The sequence below is a fragment of the Clostridium rhizosphaerae genome (assembly GCF_016765585.1).
Classification (GTDB): Bacteria; Bacillota; Clostridia; order Clostridiales; family Clostridiaceae; genus Clostridium_AT; species Clostridium_AT rhizosphaerae.
In genome coordinates, this window is record NZ_JAESWC010000001.1 from 445,716 (window position 1) to 462,882 (window position 17,167).

The 17,167-nt window shown below is 34.1% G+C and carries 17 protein-coding genes; 3 read left to right on the forward strand and 14 right to left on the reverse strand.

Annotated features, from left to right (window positions below):
- Positions 1-95 precede the first annotated feature (95 nt).
- The 7 genes from JK636_RS02245 to JK636_RS02275 form a co-directional block, all read right to left on the reverse strand.
- A complete protein-coding gene (locus JK636_RS02245) occupies positions 96-683 on the reverse strand; it encodes a GrpB family protein (protein WP_202747204.1) in 588 nt (195 codons plus the stop codon).
- Between the two features lie 63 nt (positions 684-746).
- Positions 747-1,499, reverse strand: a complete 753-nt coding sequence (locus tag JK636_RS02250) for a methyltransferase domain-containing protein (RefSeq protein ID WP_202747205.1) — start codon at positions 1,497-1,499, stop codon at positions 747-749.
- 82 nt (positions 1,500-1,581) lie between these two features.
- Positions 1,582-1,944 carry a DUF550 domain-containing protein gene (locus JK636_RS02255; RefSeq protein ID WP_202747206.1) on the reverse strand — a complete coding sequence of 121 codons (363 nt, stop codon included), beginning with the start codon at positions 1,942-1,944 and terminating at the stop codon, positions 1,582-1,584.
- A gap of 73 nt (positions 1,945-2,017) precedes the next feature.
- Positions 2,018-2,533, reverse strand: a complete 516-nt coding sequence (locus JK636_RS02260) for a GNAT family N-acetyltransferase (protein ID WP_202747207.1) — start codon at positions 2,531-2,533, stop codon at positions 2,018-2,020.
- 358 nt (positions 2,534-2,891) lie between these two features.
- Positions 2,892-3,182 (reverse strand): YciI family protein, encoded by a 291-nt coding sequence (locus JK636_RS02265; RefSeq protein ID WP_202747208.1) that lies wholly within the window; start codon positions 3,180-3,182, stop codon positions 2,892-2,894.
- Positions 3,183-3,313: 131 nt separating this feature from the next.
- Positions 3,314-4,285: an alpha/beta fold hydrolase gene (locus JK636_RS02270; RefSeq protein ID WP_202747209.1), complete on the reverse strand. Its 972-nt coding sequence runs from the start codon at positions 4,283-4,285 to the stop codon at positions 3,314-3,316.
- Positions 4,286-4,306: 21 nt separating this feature from the next.
- Positions 4,307-5,332, reverse strand: a complete 1,026-nt coding sequence (locus JK636_RS02275) for a homoserine dehydrogenase (protein ID WP_202747210.1) — start codon at positions 5,330-5,332, stop codon at positions 4,307-4,309.
- A gap of 127 nt (positions 5,333-5,459) precedes the next feature.
- Between JK636_RS02275 and JK636_RS02280 the strand changes: the two genes are divergently transcribed.
- On the forward strand, positions 5,460-6,557 hold the full coding sequence (locus tag JK636_RS02280; protein WP_202747211.1) for a GerMN domain-containing protein: 1,098 nt from the start codon (positions 5,460-5,462) through the stop codon (positions 6,555-6,557).
- A gap of 160 nt (positions 6,558-6,717) precedes the next feature.
- Positions 6,718-7,890, forward strand: a complete 1,173-nt coding sequence (locus JK636_RS02285) for a TraB/GumN family protein (protein WP_202747212.1) — start codon at positions 6,718-6,720, stop codon at positions 7,888-7,890.
- A gap of 78 nt (positions 7,891-7,968) precedes the next feature.
- Here the strand turns inward: JK636_RS02285 and JK636_RS02290 are convergent, their stop codons facing one another.
- Positions 7,969-8,451 carry a staygreen family protein gene (locus JK636_RS02290; protein WP_202747213.1) on the reverse strand — a complete coding sequence of 161 codons (483 nt, stop codon included), beginning with the start codon at positions 8,449-8,451 and terminating at the stop codon, positions 7,969-7,971.
- Between the two features lie 144 nt (positions 8,452-8,595).
- On the opposite strand from JK636_RS02290, the gene JK636_RS02295 reads away from it, so the two are divergent.
- Complete coding sequence (locus JK636_RS02295; protein WP_202747214.1) at positions 8,596-9,153, forward strand: nitroreductase family protein; 558 nt, start codon at positions 8,596-8,598, stop codon at positions 9,151-9,153.
- A 72-nt stretch (positions 9,154-9,225) separates the two neighbouring features.
- On the opposite strand, the gene JK636_RS02300 is transcribed toward JK636_RS02295, so the two are convergent.
- From JK636_RS02300 to JK636_RS02325, 6 genes are all read right to left on the reverse strand, one after another.
- The gene (locus tag JK636_RS02300; RefSeq protein ID WP_202747215.1) at positions 9,226-10,227 is read right to left on the reverse strand and encodes a M42 family metallopeptidase; all 1,002 of its coding nucleotides are present in this window, start codon (positions 10,225-10,227) and stop codon (positions 9,226-9,228) included.
- A gap of 74 nt (positions 10,228-10,301) precedes the next feature.
- The gene (locus JK636_RS02305) at positions 10,302-11,048 is read right to left on the reverse strand and encodes a DUF434 domain-containing protein (protein ID WP_202747216.1); all 747 of its coding nucleotides are present in this window, start codon (positions 11,046-11,048) and stop codon (positions 10,302-10,304) included.
- A gap of 198 nt (positions 11,049-11,246) precedes the next feature.
- The gene (locus tag JK636_RS02310) at positions 11,247-14,000 is read right to left on the reverse strand and encodes a glycoside hydrolase family 3 protein (protein WP_202747217.1); all 2,754 of its coding nucleotides are present in this window, start codon (positions 13,998-14,000) and stop codon (positions 11,247-11,249) included.
- 208 nt (positions 14,001-14,208) lie between these two features.
- The gene (locus JK636_RS02315) at positions 14,209-15,198 is read right to left on the reverse strand and encodes an ABC transporter ATP-binding protein (protein ID WP_202747218.1); all 990 of its coding nucleotides are present in this window, start codon (positions 15,196-15,198) and stop codon (positions 14,209-14,211) included.
- 13 nt (positions 15,199-15,211) lie between these two features.
- The gene (locus JK636_RS02320) at positions 15,212-16,177 is read right to left on the reverse strand and encodes an ABC transporter ATP-binding protein (protein WP_202747219.1); all 966 of its coding nucleotides are present in this window, start codon (positions 16,175-16,177) and stop codon (positions 15,212-15,214) included.
- 2 nt (positions 16,178-16,179) lie between these two features.
- On the reverse strand, positions 16,180-17,133 hold the full coding sequence (locus tag JK636_RS02325) for an ABC transporter permease (RefSeq protein WP_202747220.1): 954 nt from the start codon (positions 17,131-17,133) through the stop codon (positions 16,180-16,182).
- Between the last annotated feature and the right edge of the window lie 34 nt (positions 17,134-17,167).

Here is a 17,167-nt window from a genome sequence, read left to right on the forward strand (position 1 = left end):
CTTAAAATATAAACTAAAAACACTCCAAAATTCATCACTGAATAATGCAGTGCTTAATATTTTTATTATCTAGTAAACATAAATGAATATTGTGTTTATTTTATTGGGTTATACCTTTCACCATATTTTTCTTTTGCCTTTTTTGTATATTTCAAAATAAAATCAGATTTAGCGTCTGTATATCCGTCTCTGTCATGCTCATATTTTCCTATCAGTCCCAATTTAAGTTTGCCATATTCATCAGCAACTTCTTTGTGCTCTATAAGATAATCCCTAAAATATAATTCATTCCAATCATCGTTATAGCGAACATGTAAGTGATACACTTTTTCAGCAAACCCTTCTTTTGTGTACCCTTTATTAAATGAGAGCTGCATATTTGGTTTTTTTCGAGATGACATCAATATCCAACCATTCTCAATTATTGTATTTGTCAATTGCTCAATATCAGTTTGATCATCTATTTCTAATAAAATGTCTACTGTCGGTTTAGATATCAACCCTTCAACCGCACTACTTCCTATATGATTTATACGTATAATATTCTTCTTATTAAGAAAACTTAAAAGTCTTTCTTTCTCAATTTCATACCAATCTTTGTAATCTTTATTATGTTCTTTTAAAATGATAGGGAATAACTTCCACAGTTCTTCTAGTGTCATTTCTGACAATTCCTTTCCCATATATGCCTCCATCAGATAAAATTGTAAACTAACTTAACTTCATATTATACTTACACCGCAAATTTATGGCTTCCTTGCCAAATATAAAACTATCGTATCATGAAGAGTTATATTGTTACCAAAACTCAAAATAGCATCTCTTATTCCTGCATAAAATTCTGATTTATATGGCTCCTGTAGAGTTATATGATCAGCATGTGTACTTATCCATGAAACATACTCATCAGCATTAAGTTCTCTTGTTTTGTTATAATGACGGCACTCAAAATCAGTAAAGCCATATTTTTTAGTATTGTTGTAATTTAACTTTTGCGTATATTCTGTTTCTGGATGAAAATATTTGGAGTATACTTCCTGTATCTTCATATATAAAGGCTCATTAGCGCTTTTTCCATCTGTCTGAGTGAACATCATTGCAAAGGTTCCATTGCTTTTTAATAAGTTATAAACCTTTGGGAAACCAATTTCTTCCGGTATCCACTGAATTGTCGCAGCCGAATAAACCAAATCGAATTTCTGATCTCCAAAATCATATGTTTCAAAATCAGCATTTACAATATGAAAATTATCATATGAACTGAATTTATTCTTCGTATATTTTGCAAGATCTTCACCAAGCTCAATTGCTAAATAAGAACATTCTGTTTTCAATATTGGTTCTGTAGCCTGTCCTGTTCCTGGGCCGATTTCAAGAGCTGTTTTTCCACAATCAAGCTTTGAGTATTCTATAATATCTGTAAAAACTTCATCACAATAACGAGTTCTCCATTTATCAAATTCCTCAGGAATGCTATTAAAAACCTTTCTAAAATCCAAAATAATCCCTCCCACTAATATGAATAATTGTTATCTTGCATTATTTACTAAGGATACATAAAAAGCCTCCCTGCCATAAGAGCTATTTATCATTTAAATAATCCTTATGTTCAGTCAGAAAATCACGCCCCATATTTTTTAAGTGCTTTTTTATAAATGCTTCAGACAATTCGTTTGAGGTTATTCCATAACAAGCCAAGGCATCACTATAAAACATCATTACATCTACTAATTCCTCCACAAAAGCTTGTCTCACTTCAGAATCATTCATTATAGCCCGTTCACCGCGTTTTTTAATAATTGCTATAGCCTCACCCATTTCTTCAATCATCCATAACAAGCAGCTCCGCCCACTTTCTACGGAAAGAGGAGTCCATTTTCCTTTGTATTTTTCTTGTAATTCCTGCTGCATTGACATAATCTCTGATAATTTTAAATCTGACATAATACACCTCAATATTTTCTCTCAATTAATGAGTTATATTTTAAAAACAGAATGACCCAATTTAAATCTATATCTATAATTCAATCCAATACCGTTGGTCAATAGTTCCATCCTCATTCATAATTTCATTTTCGAGAACACCTCCATTATTGATTATACTTTTGGCTGAACCTATATTATCCCTATAACAAACCATAAGAACTCTATTAATATTCAGTTTTATACATTCTTCTAATGCTAAGGCTATCATCTTGGTGGCGTAGCCCTTTTTTCTCTCTGATGGCCTAATACCATCGCCTATATGCCCCCCATTTCTTAGAAGTTCTTCATTTAGCCAATGTCTGATATTTACGGCTCCAACAATAATATCACGGTCATCATCATATGCCCATAATGTAGTTGCGGGAATACCACCATATAAAAATCCATTTTTCTCTTCCTCAAATCCATACAAATATTTATCAAAATTTTTGTAATCCAATCTTCGTATGCTATAAGGCACAATCTTCTCGCCAAAGTTGTGCCATTCATCCATCATATCTTTATATTGTTTCTCATATTTTTTATCTGGTTTTACTAACTTTAACATTATTTTGCCACCTTCACTAAATACTAAATTAGTTTAAAACATTTTACGTCTGAGTCCTAAAATAAGAAACCTTTCATAATAATCTTTTAAGACCCATATAAATTCTTGTTCTATTATTCAAGCAACTGAATAATTAATTGAAAGTACTCAATCTATAATTTTTTCTTTGAAATTAGTTAGTAATAGTTTATACACTAATATAAAAAAGCCAACTTATCATCAGTCAGCCTTAACAATGTCCCCATCATTTTCTGTAACGTTCTCTTATTTTTTCCAGAATATCTTTCTTTTAACTACTCTAATTATATACTATTTTCTTTAATTTTACAGCTTATTTACAAATCTTATGTTAATGGTTTTATTTATTTAAAAACCGCTCAAATCCATCAGCATATTTGGTAGGTAAAAACTCAACAATTTCATATTCTGCGATTTCATTTATATAGAATGGATCTTCTTTAATTATCGCTTGAACCTCCTCCATATCCTTTGCACTACAAAGAATTACTCCTCCTACTCTGGGGTTTCTTCTGCCAGAGCAAATAAACTTTTCCAATGAATAATATTTTTCCAAATAATTTATGTGTGGTTTCAATTCTCTATCCACCTCTTCCAGCGGCTTTATATACTTTAACATTAATATAAACATCGGTATTCTCCTCCTGAAAATAATTTTTAATTTCCATAAATCACGTAGTAAATGTTATGCTGCTAATCTTGATAATAAATCTGAAAATAAGTAGTCTTCAAATTTTAATATTTAAGGGAGTAAAATTGATCCTATACCCCTATGTGAATAGAAAGCTTGCTTAAAAAAGTATCAATATATTTAATTACATCCTTAGTATTGGACCAATATAGATAGTGAACCGCATTGTCTATGGTTATCTGTTCACTATTGTCAGACCACTTTGCTAATTTATCCTGCGCTTCTTTCCACGAACTTCCACTATCAGAGGATAAAAGTAATATTGGAATATTGCCTAATCGCTTTGCAGATAAAACTTTTTCTGCATTTTCATTAATATATTTGATATTTTCAAAATTAGAATAACTGCCTATGCATTTATAATACATTACTTTGTCAATTTGTCTCACAGATTCAGGTAGATTTTTATATCGGGTACTTTCACCATAGATTGGAAGCAAAACGCCACACTCACCAAGAAGCCTATCCACTCCTGTAAAGCGAGAGGCAGCCAATGTACGATTAAGAGCAAAAGATTTTAATTCAGAATCCTTGCTATAAAACTCAGGGCTTCCTCCATCTAGAAATATTATTCCTAATACTCTTTCAGGATTTCTTTGAGTATATCTGATTGCTTCCATTGATCCTAATGAGTGAGCTATCAATATCACTTTATTATCCTTAGCTAACTTGTTAATAATAATTGATAACTCATCTGTAAGATTGTCAATATCCCTCTTTGTATTTGTTTTAGAACTCCATCCAAGACCAGCATGGTCAAAAGATATAGTTTGACCATATTTACTTAATTCATTTTGCAGATAGTAATAATCAGTATAAGTACATGGAGTTCCGGCACCTGATATGAAAACAAAGGTAGTATTTCCACTTCCTTTAGTGTAATAATGAGCATTATAAGCACCAACATCAACAAAGTTACCAACCGCAGTGTATTTATTCTTTTCACTGCTTACCATCAAACTTTGCCAAATAGCTCCGATACTTGATAAGCTAACCAGAGCAAGCAATATAATAAATGGCTTTGATTTTAATATCTTTTTCATTAAAATTATCTCCTAAAAAATCTAAATCTTTCTGATAAGCCTAATCAAATCACTAAAAAGTCCATAGCCTGTCTGCTCTATTTCAGGATCACTTTCGATTACTGTTACTTCACCCATAAGTTCAGTTTTTATGGACAGTATCGAAGAAGTTTCCTTTACACTGGCAAAGACATCATTTTTATCAATAAGTACAGGTTTTACTTCTCCAAGAACCCTATTGTCTTTATAGTAGGCCTCGCAAATAAGCTTTATTACCCTGCCGCTTTCTGAAGCTTTTATAATATCTTCCTTAACAACATTCTGTATTCCTTCCCTTTTTATATCTAAAGGAGTTATATTTCCATCCATAAGTACATTTATTAGTGCCGCAGTTTTAGCAGCTGCATCAAAGCCCTCGATATCCAATGATGGATCTGCTTCTACAAAGCCTCTTTGCTTACCTTCAGCGATAGCTTGTTCAAAGCTTTTTCCACTTGCCATCTCTTCCAGCACAAAATTAGTTGTTGTGTTTAGAATCCCTCTAAAACCTTCTATCTTACACATAGGCAGTGTTTCTTCCACCAAATTAAATACAGGAGTTCCATCCATAACAGTTGTTTCATGAAGAAACTTCACACCCTGCCTGTCTGCATAATTTTTAAGTTCTCTATATGCCCAAGCTATTGGCCCTTTGTTTGCAGTTATTACATGCTTTTTTCTGTTAAAGGCAGCTCTTATATTATCAATAGCAGGCTGGCCTGTGAAAATATTAAGAGGTGTAATCTCAACAAGCACATCATAATCCGCTGTTTTAATTATATCTTCACTACTTAAATTGCTGCAGCTTTTATAGTTAAAGTGTCCATTAGACTCTATATCCTCTATCGCCTTTTTTAAATCTATACCATCTCTATTTACCAGGTTTCCTCTGGTTGCCGTCACAACAGCAGTAACCCTAATTTCATAATCAAATATATTTTTTATTTCTTCCTGCTTTTTTAAAACAATCTTTCCAAAAGCTCTTCCTGCATTTCCAAAACCAATCATGGCTATTTTTAGTGTTTTCATGAGTTTATCTCCTTTTTGTTTCTATATTTCAAGTATAACTTTTTTTATAAGTGGATATCAATAAGATACAATAATTGAAAATAATAATCATATTATTTATTAAGTAAATAGAAAGCGAGGGATAAAAATGAAAAAAAACATCTGTGTCATAATGCTTACAGCTATCTTTATGCTGACCAGCGGATGCTCAAGCTTAAAAAATATAACTAATCCTAAGCCAAATACAGGTTCTGAGCAAAGTCAAAATTCTGATGGAATATCTAAAGACACAAAAGAAAGTACTTCAACCTATACTATAAAGGATTACTATCCATTTAAAGAAAATGTAAGATATGAATTTCAGGGCATTGGAAATGAATATGCTTCTTATTGGACAACAGTAGACTATTTAAAAAATAACCGTATACAGCTTAGAACTAACAATGGAGGTACTGAAACAGTTCGTGTTCTTGAAAACAAAGATGGCATTCTCAAAAATATTTTTACTAGAGAAGAAACCTACTTTAGAGAAGATTTCACTTCAAAGCAGGCAGCTAAGGAAGACATACTTTTAAAGGAACCTTTAGTTAAAGGAACTGCTTGGACCTCTGCAAAAGGCAAAAAAAGATATATTTCTAATGTGGATTTAGAGGTTAAGACACCTTCGGGAATATACAAAGCACTCGAGATAACTACAGAGGGAGATGGCTTTAAGGATATTTCTTACTATGCTTTAAATACAGGTTTAGTCAAAACTGTTTATACCTCAAATGGCCTTGAAGTAACATCAAGTCTAAGCAAGCTTCAAGAAAACTCCCCGCTAACTAAAAACGTAAAATTCTACTATCCTGACAGCACAGGAGATAAGATTTATTATGTTACAAAAAAACTGACTTTCAATACAAATGATATTACTAAAGCACTAATTGAGAAAAACTTAAAGGAGGCTCCAATCAAAGATACTCAAAAAGTATTGGGTCCAAACGTCAAAATTAAAAGTCTTTATTTAAATAATAATGTTGTATACGTAGATTTTTCAAAGGAGCTTGTCAGTGAAATGAATGCTGGTTCCGGCTTTGAAGCTATGCTTCTTAAGTGTATAACAAATACTTTAGGAGATTATTATAAAGTCGACAAGGTTTATATTACTACAGAAAATGAGCCTTACAGCTCAGGTCATATAGTTATGAAAAAGGGAGAAACTTTTAACGTTAGTACGAAAGGGATTACTGAGCTTAAAAAATAAAAACTGGATACCTTGATTTAATGGATTTATATTAAGAGTGCAAATTTAAAAATCTTTGCGCTCTTTTTATTTAGATTAAAAAATTGGCGTAAAGATTATGAATTTATGGACATATAATATTAACAGCTTGACTTAAAAACAATATAAATAGGGGTGTAAAATGGATATTAAAAAGAAAAGTATTATTTATATTTTTGCTGCTATTACTATTACCTTGTTAGGCATAATAATATCTATTAATTCCAGAAAGGTTAAGTCAGCCGATGCTTATCTTAATAATAACTATAAAACTGTAGACTTTACTGAAAAAGGTATAAGTTCTGCACTTAAAATAATTGATGATAGTAATAAATATGATATTTTATTCACTGGAGAATTTCATGCAATTCCTGGGAATGAAACAATTAACCTTGAAATGTTAAAATATCTAAACAAAACGGATGGAGTTAACTATTTAATATGCGAGATGCAGTATAGTGTAATTTCTAAATTAAATAAATACATTCAAAATGGCGACGAGGTGCTTCTAAAAGATGCCTTTAATTCAGTTAAGCAGCGTAATCCCAAATTTGCCGGAGATGACTACTATAAATTCTGGCAAGAACTTTATGAATATAATAAAAGCTTGCCTAAGGACAAAAAGATACAAGCCTTTGGCATAGATGTAGATTTTATAGGTGACTATACAATAAAAGAAATGTCTGGTTTAATACCTTCTAAAGAGCCATCTAAAGATATATCGGATAAACTGACTGAATTCAAAAAAATAGCTGATGGTAAAATCACTGATGATAAGGAAGCAATTAATATTTTTAAAGCTTTAAACGATGATATAAATTCTAATAAGATATCTTACAAAGCCTTTTTTGATAATAACTTTAATGACTTCAAAAACAACATAGACAGTATGATTAATACATCTAAATATGCACAAATCCAAGACCCGAATAGAGACGACTTAATTTATGATAATTTTATGAGAATATATAGCCAAAATCCAAAAGGAAAATATTACGGACAATTTGGAGCTGATCATATCTTCAGAGAAGATATCTTAAGCAACGGCAATGCTTTCTATACTCTCGCAAAGATGTTAGAGAAGAATAATAGTTTTAAGGTACTATCTATACCTATTGCACCTTCTAACCGCATGGAACTGATAACTCAGGCACAAAAGCTAGCTCAAAATAGATTCTCCATATTTAAATTAAACGGCAAAGGTTCGCCTTATATGAAACAAAACGAGGATATTTTTACCAATAACGTATTTGGAATTGTTAATGGAACTATCGTAGATAATTACCAATATGTGATATATCTTAAGGACAAATAACTATATTAAGCTCTGAACAGCTCCCATCAAGCAGACAGGGAGCTGTTAAAACTATTAAGACACAATTTTTGTTACAGCCTATTCTTCATACCCACTGTCATCAGGAATCACACCATCATAATCAGCAAAGACACCCCAGTTTTCAACCTTATTATACTGAGGAAAGGCTGAAAAGAAATAAACAATTATTGGAGCATTATTAAGCGTTGGATGAGCATAGAAGAATTCTCTGTCTCCATACCTTATAGCCTCAAGTGCTAGCGGAAGTTCTCGTCTGAAAATCATGTTTCTAGCCGCCGAAGCTGCTGCCCCTCCCATTTCACCATCTACATATAAGTATATATAGCAGGCATATTGATTGTAATAGATATTCCATCTCCCTAATACTTCATCTCTCATTGAAGTTATTTTACTGTAGTCAAAAACAAGCCCTACTGTAAGAAATAAATCTCCTGTTGTGTCTGAATGAGTTAAAGTATAGCTTCTTCCCATTATAGGATCTGTACGAGTCACCCCCGGTGCAAAATCTACATATAATTTTTCAGGATTAAGCCTAGCCAAGCAATCCACCTTCTTATATTAATTATAAAATATTCATAATTAGTATATGAAGGCTGTTAAGCTTTTGTTTAATTTATTTTTAAATTTCTTTAATTTAGATATAATATTATTGAAACTAAATTAAATATATGGAGCGTGATTACTATGAATGAAACCATGAACACTATATTAAATAGAAGAAGTATAAGAGCTTACAAAGAAGACCAGCTTAAAGAAGAGGAACTTCAAACAATAATAGAAGCCGGAAAATTCGCTCCTAGTGCTATTAATGAGCAGTGCTGGCATTTTACTATTATTCAAAACAAAGAACTATTACATAAAATAAACAAGGCCTGCAAGGAAATCATGATAAAGTCAGGTAATAAAATGTTCGCTGAAAGAGCAAAGGATGAAAACTTCAGCGTACTTTATAATGCACCTACCTTTATTATTATTTCAGGTGATGAAAAGGCTGTTGCACCTCAGGTTGACTGTGCTTTAGCTATGGAAAATATGTTTTTAGCTGCAGAAGCTATGAATATTGGTTCCTGCTGGATTCATGCTGTAATTAACCTTCTTGGTACTGAAGAAGGAAAAGCATTAAAGGAAGAGCTTCAAATTCCAGAAGGCTTCGCACCTTACTGTTCTGCAGCCTTTGGAAATAAAGCAGCAGACAGCTCGAAAGCTCCAAGAAAAGAAGGAACAGTAACTATACTTAGATAAAAAACAAAAGGGACTGCACAAAACAGCTAAACTCAGCAAGCTTAAGCTGTTTTGCATCAGCCCCTTTTTATATTATTCTTCAAACATAAATTCTCTATCTACATATTTGCTTAATAATTCTATGCAGGCTTCGGTATCTTTCATGTTTACAAAGCAGTTTGGACCATGAACATATCTTGTTGCTACAGATATTCCGGAGGCTTTTACACCGAAATAAGATCTGTTGATTGCACCAGCGTCTGTTCCGCCTGCATCAATAATATCACGCTGATATTTTATACTGCTTTCCTCTGCACATTTTATCATTTCATCAACTAAATACTCATCGCATAAAACTGAGCCGTCAGATATTTTTATAGCAACTCCTCCTCCTAAGGTATTACTTCCTTCTCCTGAGTTTGGATAATCAAATGCTACAGTAACATCCAGAGCTATTCCTAAATCAGGTTTTACTCTTTCAGCAGCCACAGTTGCACCTCTAAGTCCAACCTCTTCTTGAACTGTAAATACAAAATATACATCGTTGTATGGATTATTTAATTTCTTAAGCGCCTCAATCATTATATAGCAGCCAATTCTGTCATCTAAAGCCTTAGCTATAACGTTATTGTCCTTTAACTCAACATATTGTCCATCGTAGGAAGCTACGTCTCCAACCTTAACATACTTCTCTGCTTCTTCCTTAGATTGGGCTCCGATATCTATGTATAATTTTTTGATATCATTCTTTATTTCATCAATTTTCACGGTGCTTGAGAAAACGCCCATAGTGCCGTTTCTGAATTTAACTCTATTCATGACACTTGCTCCGACAGGAATTCCTCCAAGACCTCTTACCTTTATGAAACCCTTGTCCTCAATTTTCATAACCTGGAAGCCTATTTCATCCATATGAGCAGCTGCCATTATTTTTTTCTTATTTTCTCCTGTACCTTTTTTAAGAACAATTAAGTTTCCGATAGCATCTACTGTTATCTCATCTGCATAATCCTTTACTGCAGACTTTATAACCTCTCTTATTTCTTTCTCATATCCACTCACTCCAAAAGCTTGAGTAAGTTCTTTTAGTAGCATACTAATTCCCCCTTTAAGTCAATAATTGAAATTTACACAAATTTCAGTCTTTTTTATATATTAACATCTACTTATTATTTTTGCAAACTACTATTTAGATCTATTATCCAAGCATTATCAATATAATTTTCAATTATTCCTCTTGATAAATTTAGCCAGCTTTCACATTTATCAAGTATTACAGAATCGCTTGTAACTACTCTCTCCATGCTCTCCAATATAGGATCAGCATTTGGCACAAGTATAACCTCTACAGGAACTTTCCACTTTTCTGCATACTCTAGTATTTTTGATTTTAATCTTCCTGAATTTGAAACAGGAGCGTCCAAATAAAAGCTTGCCTTAAGGATATTAAGCTTTTTAAGTTCCATCATAATTAAAGCTAAAGCTTTTTCGGTTTTATCAATAATTTTATAGGTCCCCCTAAGCCCTGCCAAATCTCTAATACATCCATCATTGCCAAGTATTAATACACTATTAGACAAGGCAACCTCAAGAGTTATTATTAAGTTAAAACCGTCTATATAAATGCAGCCATCCTTAGCTTCTGAAAAACTTATAAGCTTAGAACTTCTTTGAGTGCTTTGAGCCTCTGAGGCAGTTCCTCTTAAAAGTGCAGTTCTCTGCCTTGCTGAAAACTGATAATGTCCCCCTGCAAGCTCAATTATAGAACTCATTTTATAACCTCTGTCTAGAAGCCACTTTACTTCTTCCTGTGCTGTCTTAAGTCTATCCACTTGATTATCTCTAAACCATTTATAATCCTCTGCATCGAAGCCTCGTCTTGTACTCTTACCAGCTTCCTTAATTTCTTCAGTCATAATAAGCATAGCTCCTTAAACTTCTCTTAGGCTCACAACAATATTTTTATTATACTTAGGTTCATAAAAATTATACAAAGTCAGAAAGATATTGCATATAAAACTTTTCTAAATATAGAAAAGGGAAAAGACGCTGAAAAGGCCATATATTACATACCTTTCCCGCGTCCTCTTTTTACGCAAGGTTTGATAAAAACTTTAAAAGTTCTTGCAAACCTTCGCCTCAATTATTTCTATCCCGCTTTCACCAAAATACAGCTTTATATAATTGTTAATATTTGTAGCCGCATAAAAGTTTACTTCTCTTTCGATAACTTTACCGTTAGTTCCGTTTATAGTAATAGTTTCGATTATATGATTATTTATAAATATTGATAAAGGCATTTGTGACACTTCACCGGCATCCGATTTCATTTTGAACTTTATACTGTACTCTCCCTTTTGAGGAGTTTTAATATCAAATATAACTGAGCTGCTTTTTTCGGTTTTAATATTAGAGACCTCTAACTCAAGTTGTTCTTTTACTATGCCGCTTTCAATAATATTTTCTATGCTTTCTCTTTCTTTGTATGCATTTAACTCTGACCAATTTTGTTCTTCCCCTATAAAGCGTTTCATTGCGGGAGAATTCAAAACAAAGCCGCAAATATTAAGTGCATTTCTTACAAGCTGTCCACGAGAAATATTCCCCTTTTTAAGCTCTTCCTCTGCATTATCTTGATTACTGTTAGCCTCAGGATTTGCAGTTACCATAAACAAATCATTTTGAGCACGTATCATAGCTGCGGTATTTTGAGAGGATGCAGGCCCCCCCTCATCATTCATTTTAGCCCACCAGTCAGTCATGACAATTCCATTAAATTTCCACTCACTACGAAGAACAGTGTTTAACAAATCAAAATTTCCTGCTGTCCAAATACCATTTATAGCCCCATAGGAAGTCATAACACTATATGCTCCTCCCTCTTTTACAGCTATTTCAAAACCTTTTAAGTAAATCTCTCTAAGAGCTCTTTCAGATACAATTGAATCTATTTCTGTACGCTTGAATTCCTGATTGTTGCAGGCAAAGTGTTTTATAGTTCCTGTGGCACCATATTTATGCATACCCTTAAGTTCGGCTGCCGCTATCTTTCCTGTAACATATGGGTCTTCTGAAAAATATTCAAAATTTCTTCCATTCAGCACGCAGCGATGTATATTCATTCCCGGTCCTAAAATTGTATCAACCTTATTTTTTCTAAGTTCCATTCCCACCATTTCAAACAGCTTTTCTATTAAATCTACATTGAAGCTGCAGGCAAGAGCTGTTCCGTTAGGCAAACTAAAAGCTTTACTTCCATCATCCATACGTATGCCTGATGGTCCATCGGCACAGCAAGCAGCCGGAATACCAAAGTACTTTAGCTTATCAGTTATTCCTCCAAAAGCTCCGGCTGTTCCAGGGGTAACCTTTGGGGAACACATACCTTCTCCTCTGCTCATGCAAACTAAATCATGATCAGTTAACTGACCTAAAAACCCAGGTAGCGAAACTTTTTCCTCATAAACATCCTTTAATTTGTATCCTTTATCATCTGTAAAAGAATCAACGCTGCTGCCTTTATAATTTAATCTTTCTTTTAAATTTATTGTTCTTATAGGAACTTCCTCTTCTGTCATATTGTAACTTCCATTGATGTCTTGAGAGGGTTTTAACCTATTAAAGGTATGAGTAGGTGCAAGGGCCTCCTGCAATTCCTCTATAACCATTAATTTTTCTAAAGTATAACTGCCTGCTAAGGATGTATTTCTTACATCAAAGCCAACATATATTTCATATAGTCCTTCCTCTAATACATAACAGGACTTGTTATTTGTTAATCCCGAATCATCATAGGAGGCAAGCTCCTTTAACAAAACCTTAAACGAAATTGTTTCACTTTCTCCTGGCTTTAATAATTCAGTCTTTGCAAATCTTACAAGATTTCTAACAGGCTTTCCAAGAAGACCCTGTGGAGGACAAACATAAACTTGAATTACTTGTTTTCCTGGAACATTTCCTGTGTTTGTAACAGTAACATTGAAGTTTATTGTATCCTCTATCACTTTATAAGAGTCTGAGAAATATTCAAAGGTTGTATAAGAAAGTCCGTATCCAAAAGGATATCTAACCTTTTCTTTAGCAGCAGTTTCAAAATATCGATAACCTACATATATATCTTCTTTATAATAATTTCTTTCACTATCTCCAAAGTTATCAATGGCTGGATAATCTAATATATTACATGCAATGGTATCAACTAACTTCCCCGATGGGTTACTTTTTCCCGTAAGAATATCGCAAACACCATTTCCTCCCTCGCAGCCACCCTGCCACACATAAAGTATTGCCTGGGGATTATATTTAACGGTCCACTCCATATCTATTACATTTCCTACGTTTAATAAAACTACAACTCTCGAGAAAGTGCCGCAAACAAGCTCTAGCATTTTGTCTTCTTCATTCGAAAGTAAATAGCTTCCTTTCTCAGCGCTGTTGTCTTTATCTTCGCCTGCAGTTCGTCCAATGATTACTACTGCTATATCAGACTGCCTTGACGCTTTATCTACAAGCTCCTTAGTAAGCGGCATTTCTTTTTGGCACCATGGTTCCTGCGCCCAGCCCTTACCCATATCAAAAGGATTTTCTTTAGTCCATGCTTCATATACACTAAGCAGCTCTTGATTTATAGTGATATCCCCGCTAGCTTTTAAAGCATCTAAAATTGAAACCACATAAGGTGGATTCACCATTCCTCCCGAGCCTGTTCCGCTATAATAATAATCAAATTGTATTCTTCCAAAGACAGATACAGTTTCGCCTTTATTTATAGGAAGAGTATTATTGTCATTTTTAAGCAATACACATCCCTCTGCTGCTGCCTGCCTTGCTATATCTGAGTATTTTTCCCAATCAAATTGATAATGCATAATTTTATCCTCCTTTAACTCGGATTACTGGGTAGTTTAAGAGCGCTCGTTCCACTCGCAAACTACCCGCCAAAGTCCATTTAGGACTTTAGCCTCCTTAACTCGGATCACTGGGTAGTTTAAGAGCGCTCATTCCATTCGCAAACTACCCGCTAAAGTCCATTACTAACAGGTATTTATTTAATTAACATAACCTATAACTGTGTGCTTATTGGTGAAAGCATCGTATAAATTGTCCTTCACTAACCTCTCTCGCTTCTGGAAATTCCCTTGAACATCTTTCTTCAGCAACAGGACATCGGCTTCTAAACGGACATCCTTTGCTTTCCGGCGTCCAGACCGTAACTTCCGATTCTTCGTCTTTTAACACAGGAAGTTCCACTGCTTCTTCTCTTTCAGGATCTGGAGCTGCCGCAATGAGAAGCTTTGTATATGGATGCTTGGGATTAAGAATAACTTTATTTACCTCTCCCCATTCTACCATATGTCCTGCATATAAAACTATAATTCTATCAGCAAAATATCTTGCAGTTGCTATATCGTGAGTAATATAAATAAATGATTTTCCATTTTCAGTTTTTAATTTGTTCATTAGGTTTAAAATACCTAGACGAATTGACACATCAAGCATAGAGGTTGGCTCGTCCGCAAAAATCACTTCAGCACCTACAGCTAAAATTCTTGCAAGGTATGCCCTTTGTCTTTGACCTCCGGAAAGCTGGTACGGGTTCTTGCTTCCCTGTTCCTCAGGAGGAACTAATCCAACCATAGTTAAGTATTCATCCATCTTTTCCTTCATAGTTTTCTTATTAGAGGGATGATACAGCTTAAGCGGTCTCTCCAAATGATAGTAAATATTATGCAAAGGATTAAGCGAGGAGAAAGGATCTTGAAAAATCATTTGAGATTTCTGACGATAGATTTTTAGTCCATCTCCCTTAAGCTTATGAATATTATTATTTTCAAAGTTCATAGTTCCGGAGGTTGGATTGTAAAATCTCATTGCAACTCTGCAGATAGTAGACTTTCCACAGCCGGATTCTCCAACAATAGCTAATGCCTCACCTTTATACAAGTCAAAAGATATATCATTTAAAGCACGTAAAGTTTTCTTAGCTGAGAAAAATCCTTTTCCGCCCACTTTAAAGTCCATAACAACATTTTTAACACTAAATATCGGTTGTTTCTCTTCTTTCATATCACACCTCATACTACAATTGTAATGGATTGTGGCAATAGAAGAACGACTCTTTATTACGAGTAAATTCAGGTTCCTTTACAGAGCATTCCTTACATGCTCTGAAGCAACGCTCCTGAAATCTGCACCCCTTAGGAATACACTTTAAATCTAGAGGCGTTCCCGGTATTCCTTCCATATACTTAATTTCTCCCTTTAAGGAAGGGAAGGAGTTTTTTAAGCCATAAGTGTATGGATGGCTGGGATTATGCAAAATCTTATAAGCAGGTGCCTGCTCAACAATTTTACCTGCATACATTATGGCTATTGTGTCACAGAACTCCATCATAAGGCTTATATCATGTGTAATAAATAAAATAGAGAACTTAAATTGTTCTTTAAGCTCATAAATACGTTTTAAAATATCTCTTTGTACTACTGTATCAAGAGCAGTAGTAGGCTCATCTAATATTAAAAGCTTTGGTTTAAGTGCCAAGGCCATAGCTATAACCGCTCGCTGACGCATGCCTCCTGAAAACTGATGGGGATAGTCCTTTAACCTTTCTGCAGGAATGCCTACAATTGATAAAAGCTCTTCTGCCTTTTTTCGAGCAATCTTTTTATTATCAGTAATACCATGATATTTAAATATTTCAAAGAACTGTTTTTCCATAGTAACTACAGGATTAAGGCAATTCATAGCTGACTGGAATACCATGCTTATGTCATTCCATCTAAACAGCTGAAGTTCCTGTTCTGACATAGCTAATATATCTTGGCCATCTATACGAATAGAGCCGCCTGATATTAGTGCAGGAGGTCTATGCAGTCTCATAAGGGAGTATGCAATGGTACTCTTGCCGCAGCCAGACTCTCCGGCCAGCCCAAGACTTTGACCTTCTGCTATAGAAAAGCTCACATTATCAACAGCTCTTATATAGCCTCCATCTCCTGTCACATAATCAACACAAAGATTTTCTACTGTAAGCAAATTACCCATATTTACATACTCTTTCCTTCCTGTATTTTTGTATTATCAAGATTTATATTTTTTAGCTTTCGCTGCTTTTTCTTAATTCTATAATAGGCTCTCATAATTCTTTGAGCTCTAAGTTTAGGGTTTGAAACTTCATCAATAGAGAAGTTAATAAGAGTAAGGCCTGCTCCGAATATAACAATTCCGGAAATAGGTCCAAGTAATTCCCACCACATGCCAGCTGTCAAAGCTCCTGATTTCTGCGCATTATATAGCATAGTGCCCCAGGTAACTGAAAGCGGATCTCCAAAGCCTATAAACTCTAACGTAGCTTGAGCCATAATAGCATAAATTAATGTACTAACAAATGCTGAACTTATCATGGAAAGCATATTTGGCATAATTTCTACAAACATGATTCTTAGTTTTGTTTCTCCCATGGTTTCAGCAGAATATATAAATTCTCTATTGCGTATACTCATGGTCTGAGCACGCAGCACACGTGCATTCCAAGGCCAAGAGGTCAATCCTATTATGATACAGATTAGTACTGGTGATACTCCTCCTAAGAGAGAAGCAATTATTAAAAGCAGTACTATGTTTGGTATAATCATTAAAATATTAATGATTGTAGTCATAATGCTGTCATACACTCCTCCGAAGTATCCGGAGCTGATACCGAAAAATAAACCTAAAAAAACTGTAATTGCACCGGCAAAAATACCAACTGTGATTGATTTTCGTCCACCATATAAGGTTTGGGAGAAAACATCGTTACCTAATTGAGTAGTACCCAAAATGTGGGTAGCTGAAGGTCTGCTGTGATATTCTCCTATATATCTATGTGTTGGATCATGAGTGGTAAACAGCCCCGCCCCTATAGTAAGAAACAATATTATTATAATCAGCAAAGCTCCAATGGTTGTCTTAGGGCTGTTTCTAAAAAAGCTCACTAGTTTACTGTTCCATATTCTTTTCATAACTTCCTCCTTATAGTCGGAAGCACTGAGCAAT

Bases quoted from the DNA above. Each gene is read 5' to 3' on its own strand.
- JK636_RS02245 (WP_202747204.1), bottom strand. From the start codon at position 683: ATGGGAAAGGAATTGTCAGAAATGACACTAGAAGAACTGTGGAAGTTA.
- JK636_RS02255 (WP_202747206.1), bottom strand. From the start codon at position 1,944: ATGTCAGATTTAAAATTATCAGAGATTATGTCAATGCAGCAGGAATTA.
- JK636_RS02260 (WP_202747207.1), bottom strand. From the start codon at position 2,533: ATGTTAAAGTTAGTAAAACCAGATAAAAAATATGAGAAACAATATAAA.
- JK636_RS02265 (WP_202747208.1), bottom strand. From the start codon at position 3,182: ATGTTTATATTAATGTTAAAGTATATAAAGCCGCTGGAAGAGGTGGAT.
- JK636_RS02270 (WP_202747209.1), bottom strand. From the start codon at position 4,285: ATGAAAAAGATATTAAAATCAAAGCCATTTATTATATTGCTTGCTCTG.
- JK636_RS02275 (WP_202747210.1), bottom strand. From the start codon at position 5,332: ATGAAAACACTAAAAATAGCCATGATTGGTTTTGGAAATGCAGGAAGA.
- JK636_RS02280 (WP_202747211.1), top strand. From the start codon at position 5,460: ATGAAAAAAAACATCTGTGTCATAATGCTTACAGCTATCTTTATGCTG.
- JK636_RS02285 (WP_202747212.1), top strand. From the start codon at position 6,718: ATGGATATTAAAAAGAAAAGTATTATTTATATTTTTGCTGCTATTACT.
- JK636_RS02295 (WP_202747214.1), top strand. From the start codon at position 8,596: ATGAATGAAACCATGAACACTATATTAAATAGAAGAAGTATAAGAGCT.
- JK636_RS02300 (WP_202747215.1), bottom strand. From the start codon at position 10,227: ATGCTACTAAAAGAACTTACTCAAGCTTTTGGAGTGAGTGGATATGAG.
- JK636_RS02305 (WP_202747216.1), bottom strand. From the start codon at position 11,048: ATGACTGAAGAAATTAAGGAAGCTGGTAAGAGTACAAGACGAGGCTTC.
- JK636_RS02310 (WP_202747217.1), bottom strand. From the start codon at position 14,000: ATGCATTATCAATTTGATTGGGAAAAATACTCAGATATAGCAAGGCAG.
- JK636_RS02315 (WP_202747218.1), bottom strand. From the start codon at position 15,198: ATGAAAGAAGAGAAACAACCGATATTTAGTGTTAAAAATGTTGTTATG.
- JK636_RS02320 (WP_202747219.1), bottom strand. From the start codon at position 16,177: ATGGGTAATTTGCTTACAGTAGAAAATCTTTGTGTTGATTATGTGACA.
- JK636_RS02325 (WP_202747220.1), bottom strand. From the start codon at position 17,133: ATGAAAAGAATATGGAACAGTAAACTAGTGAGCTTTTTTAGAAACAGC.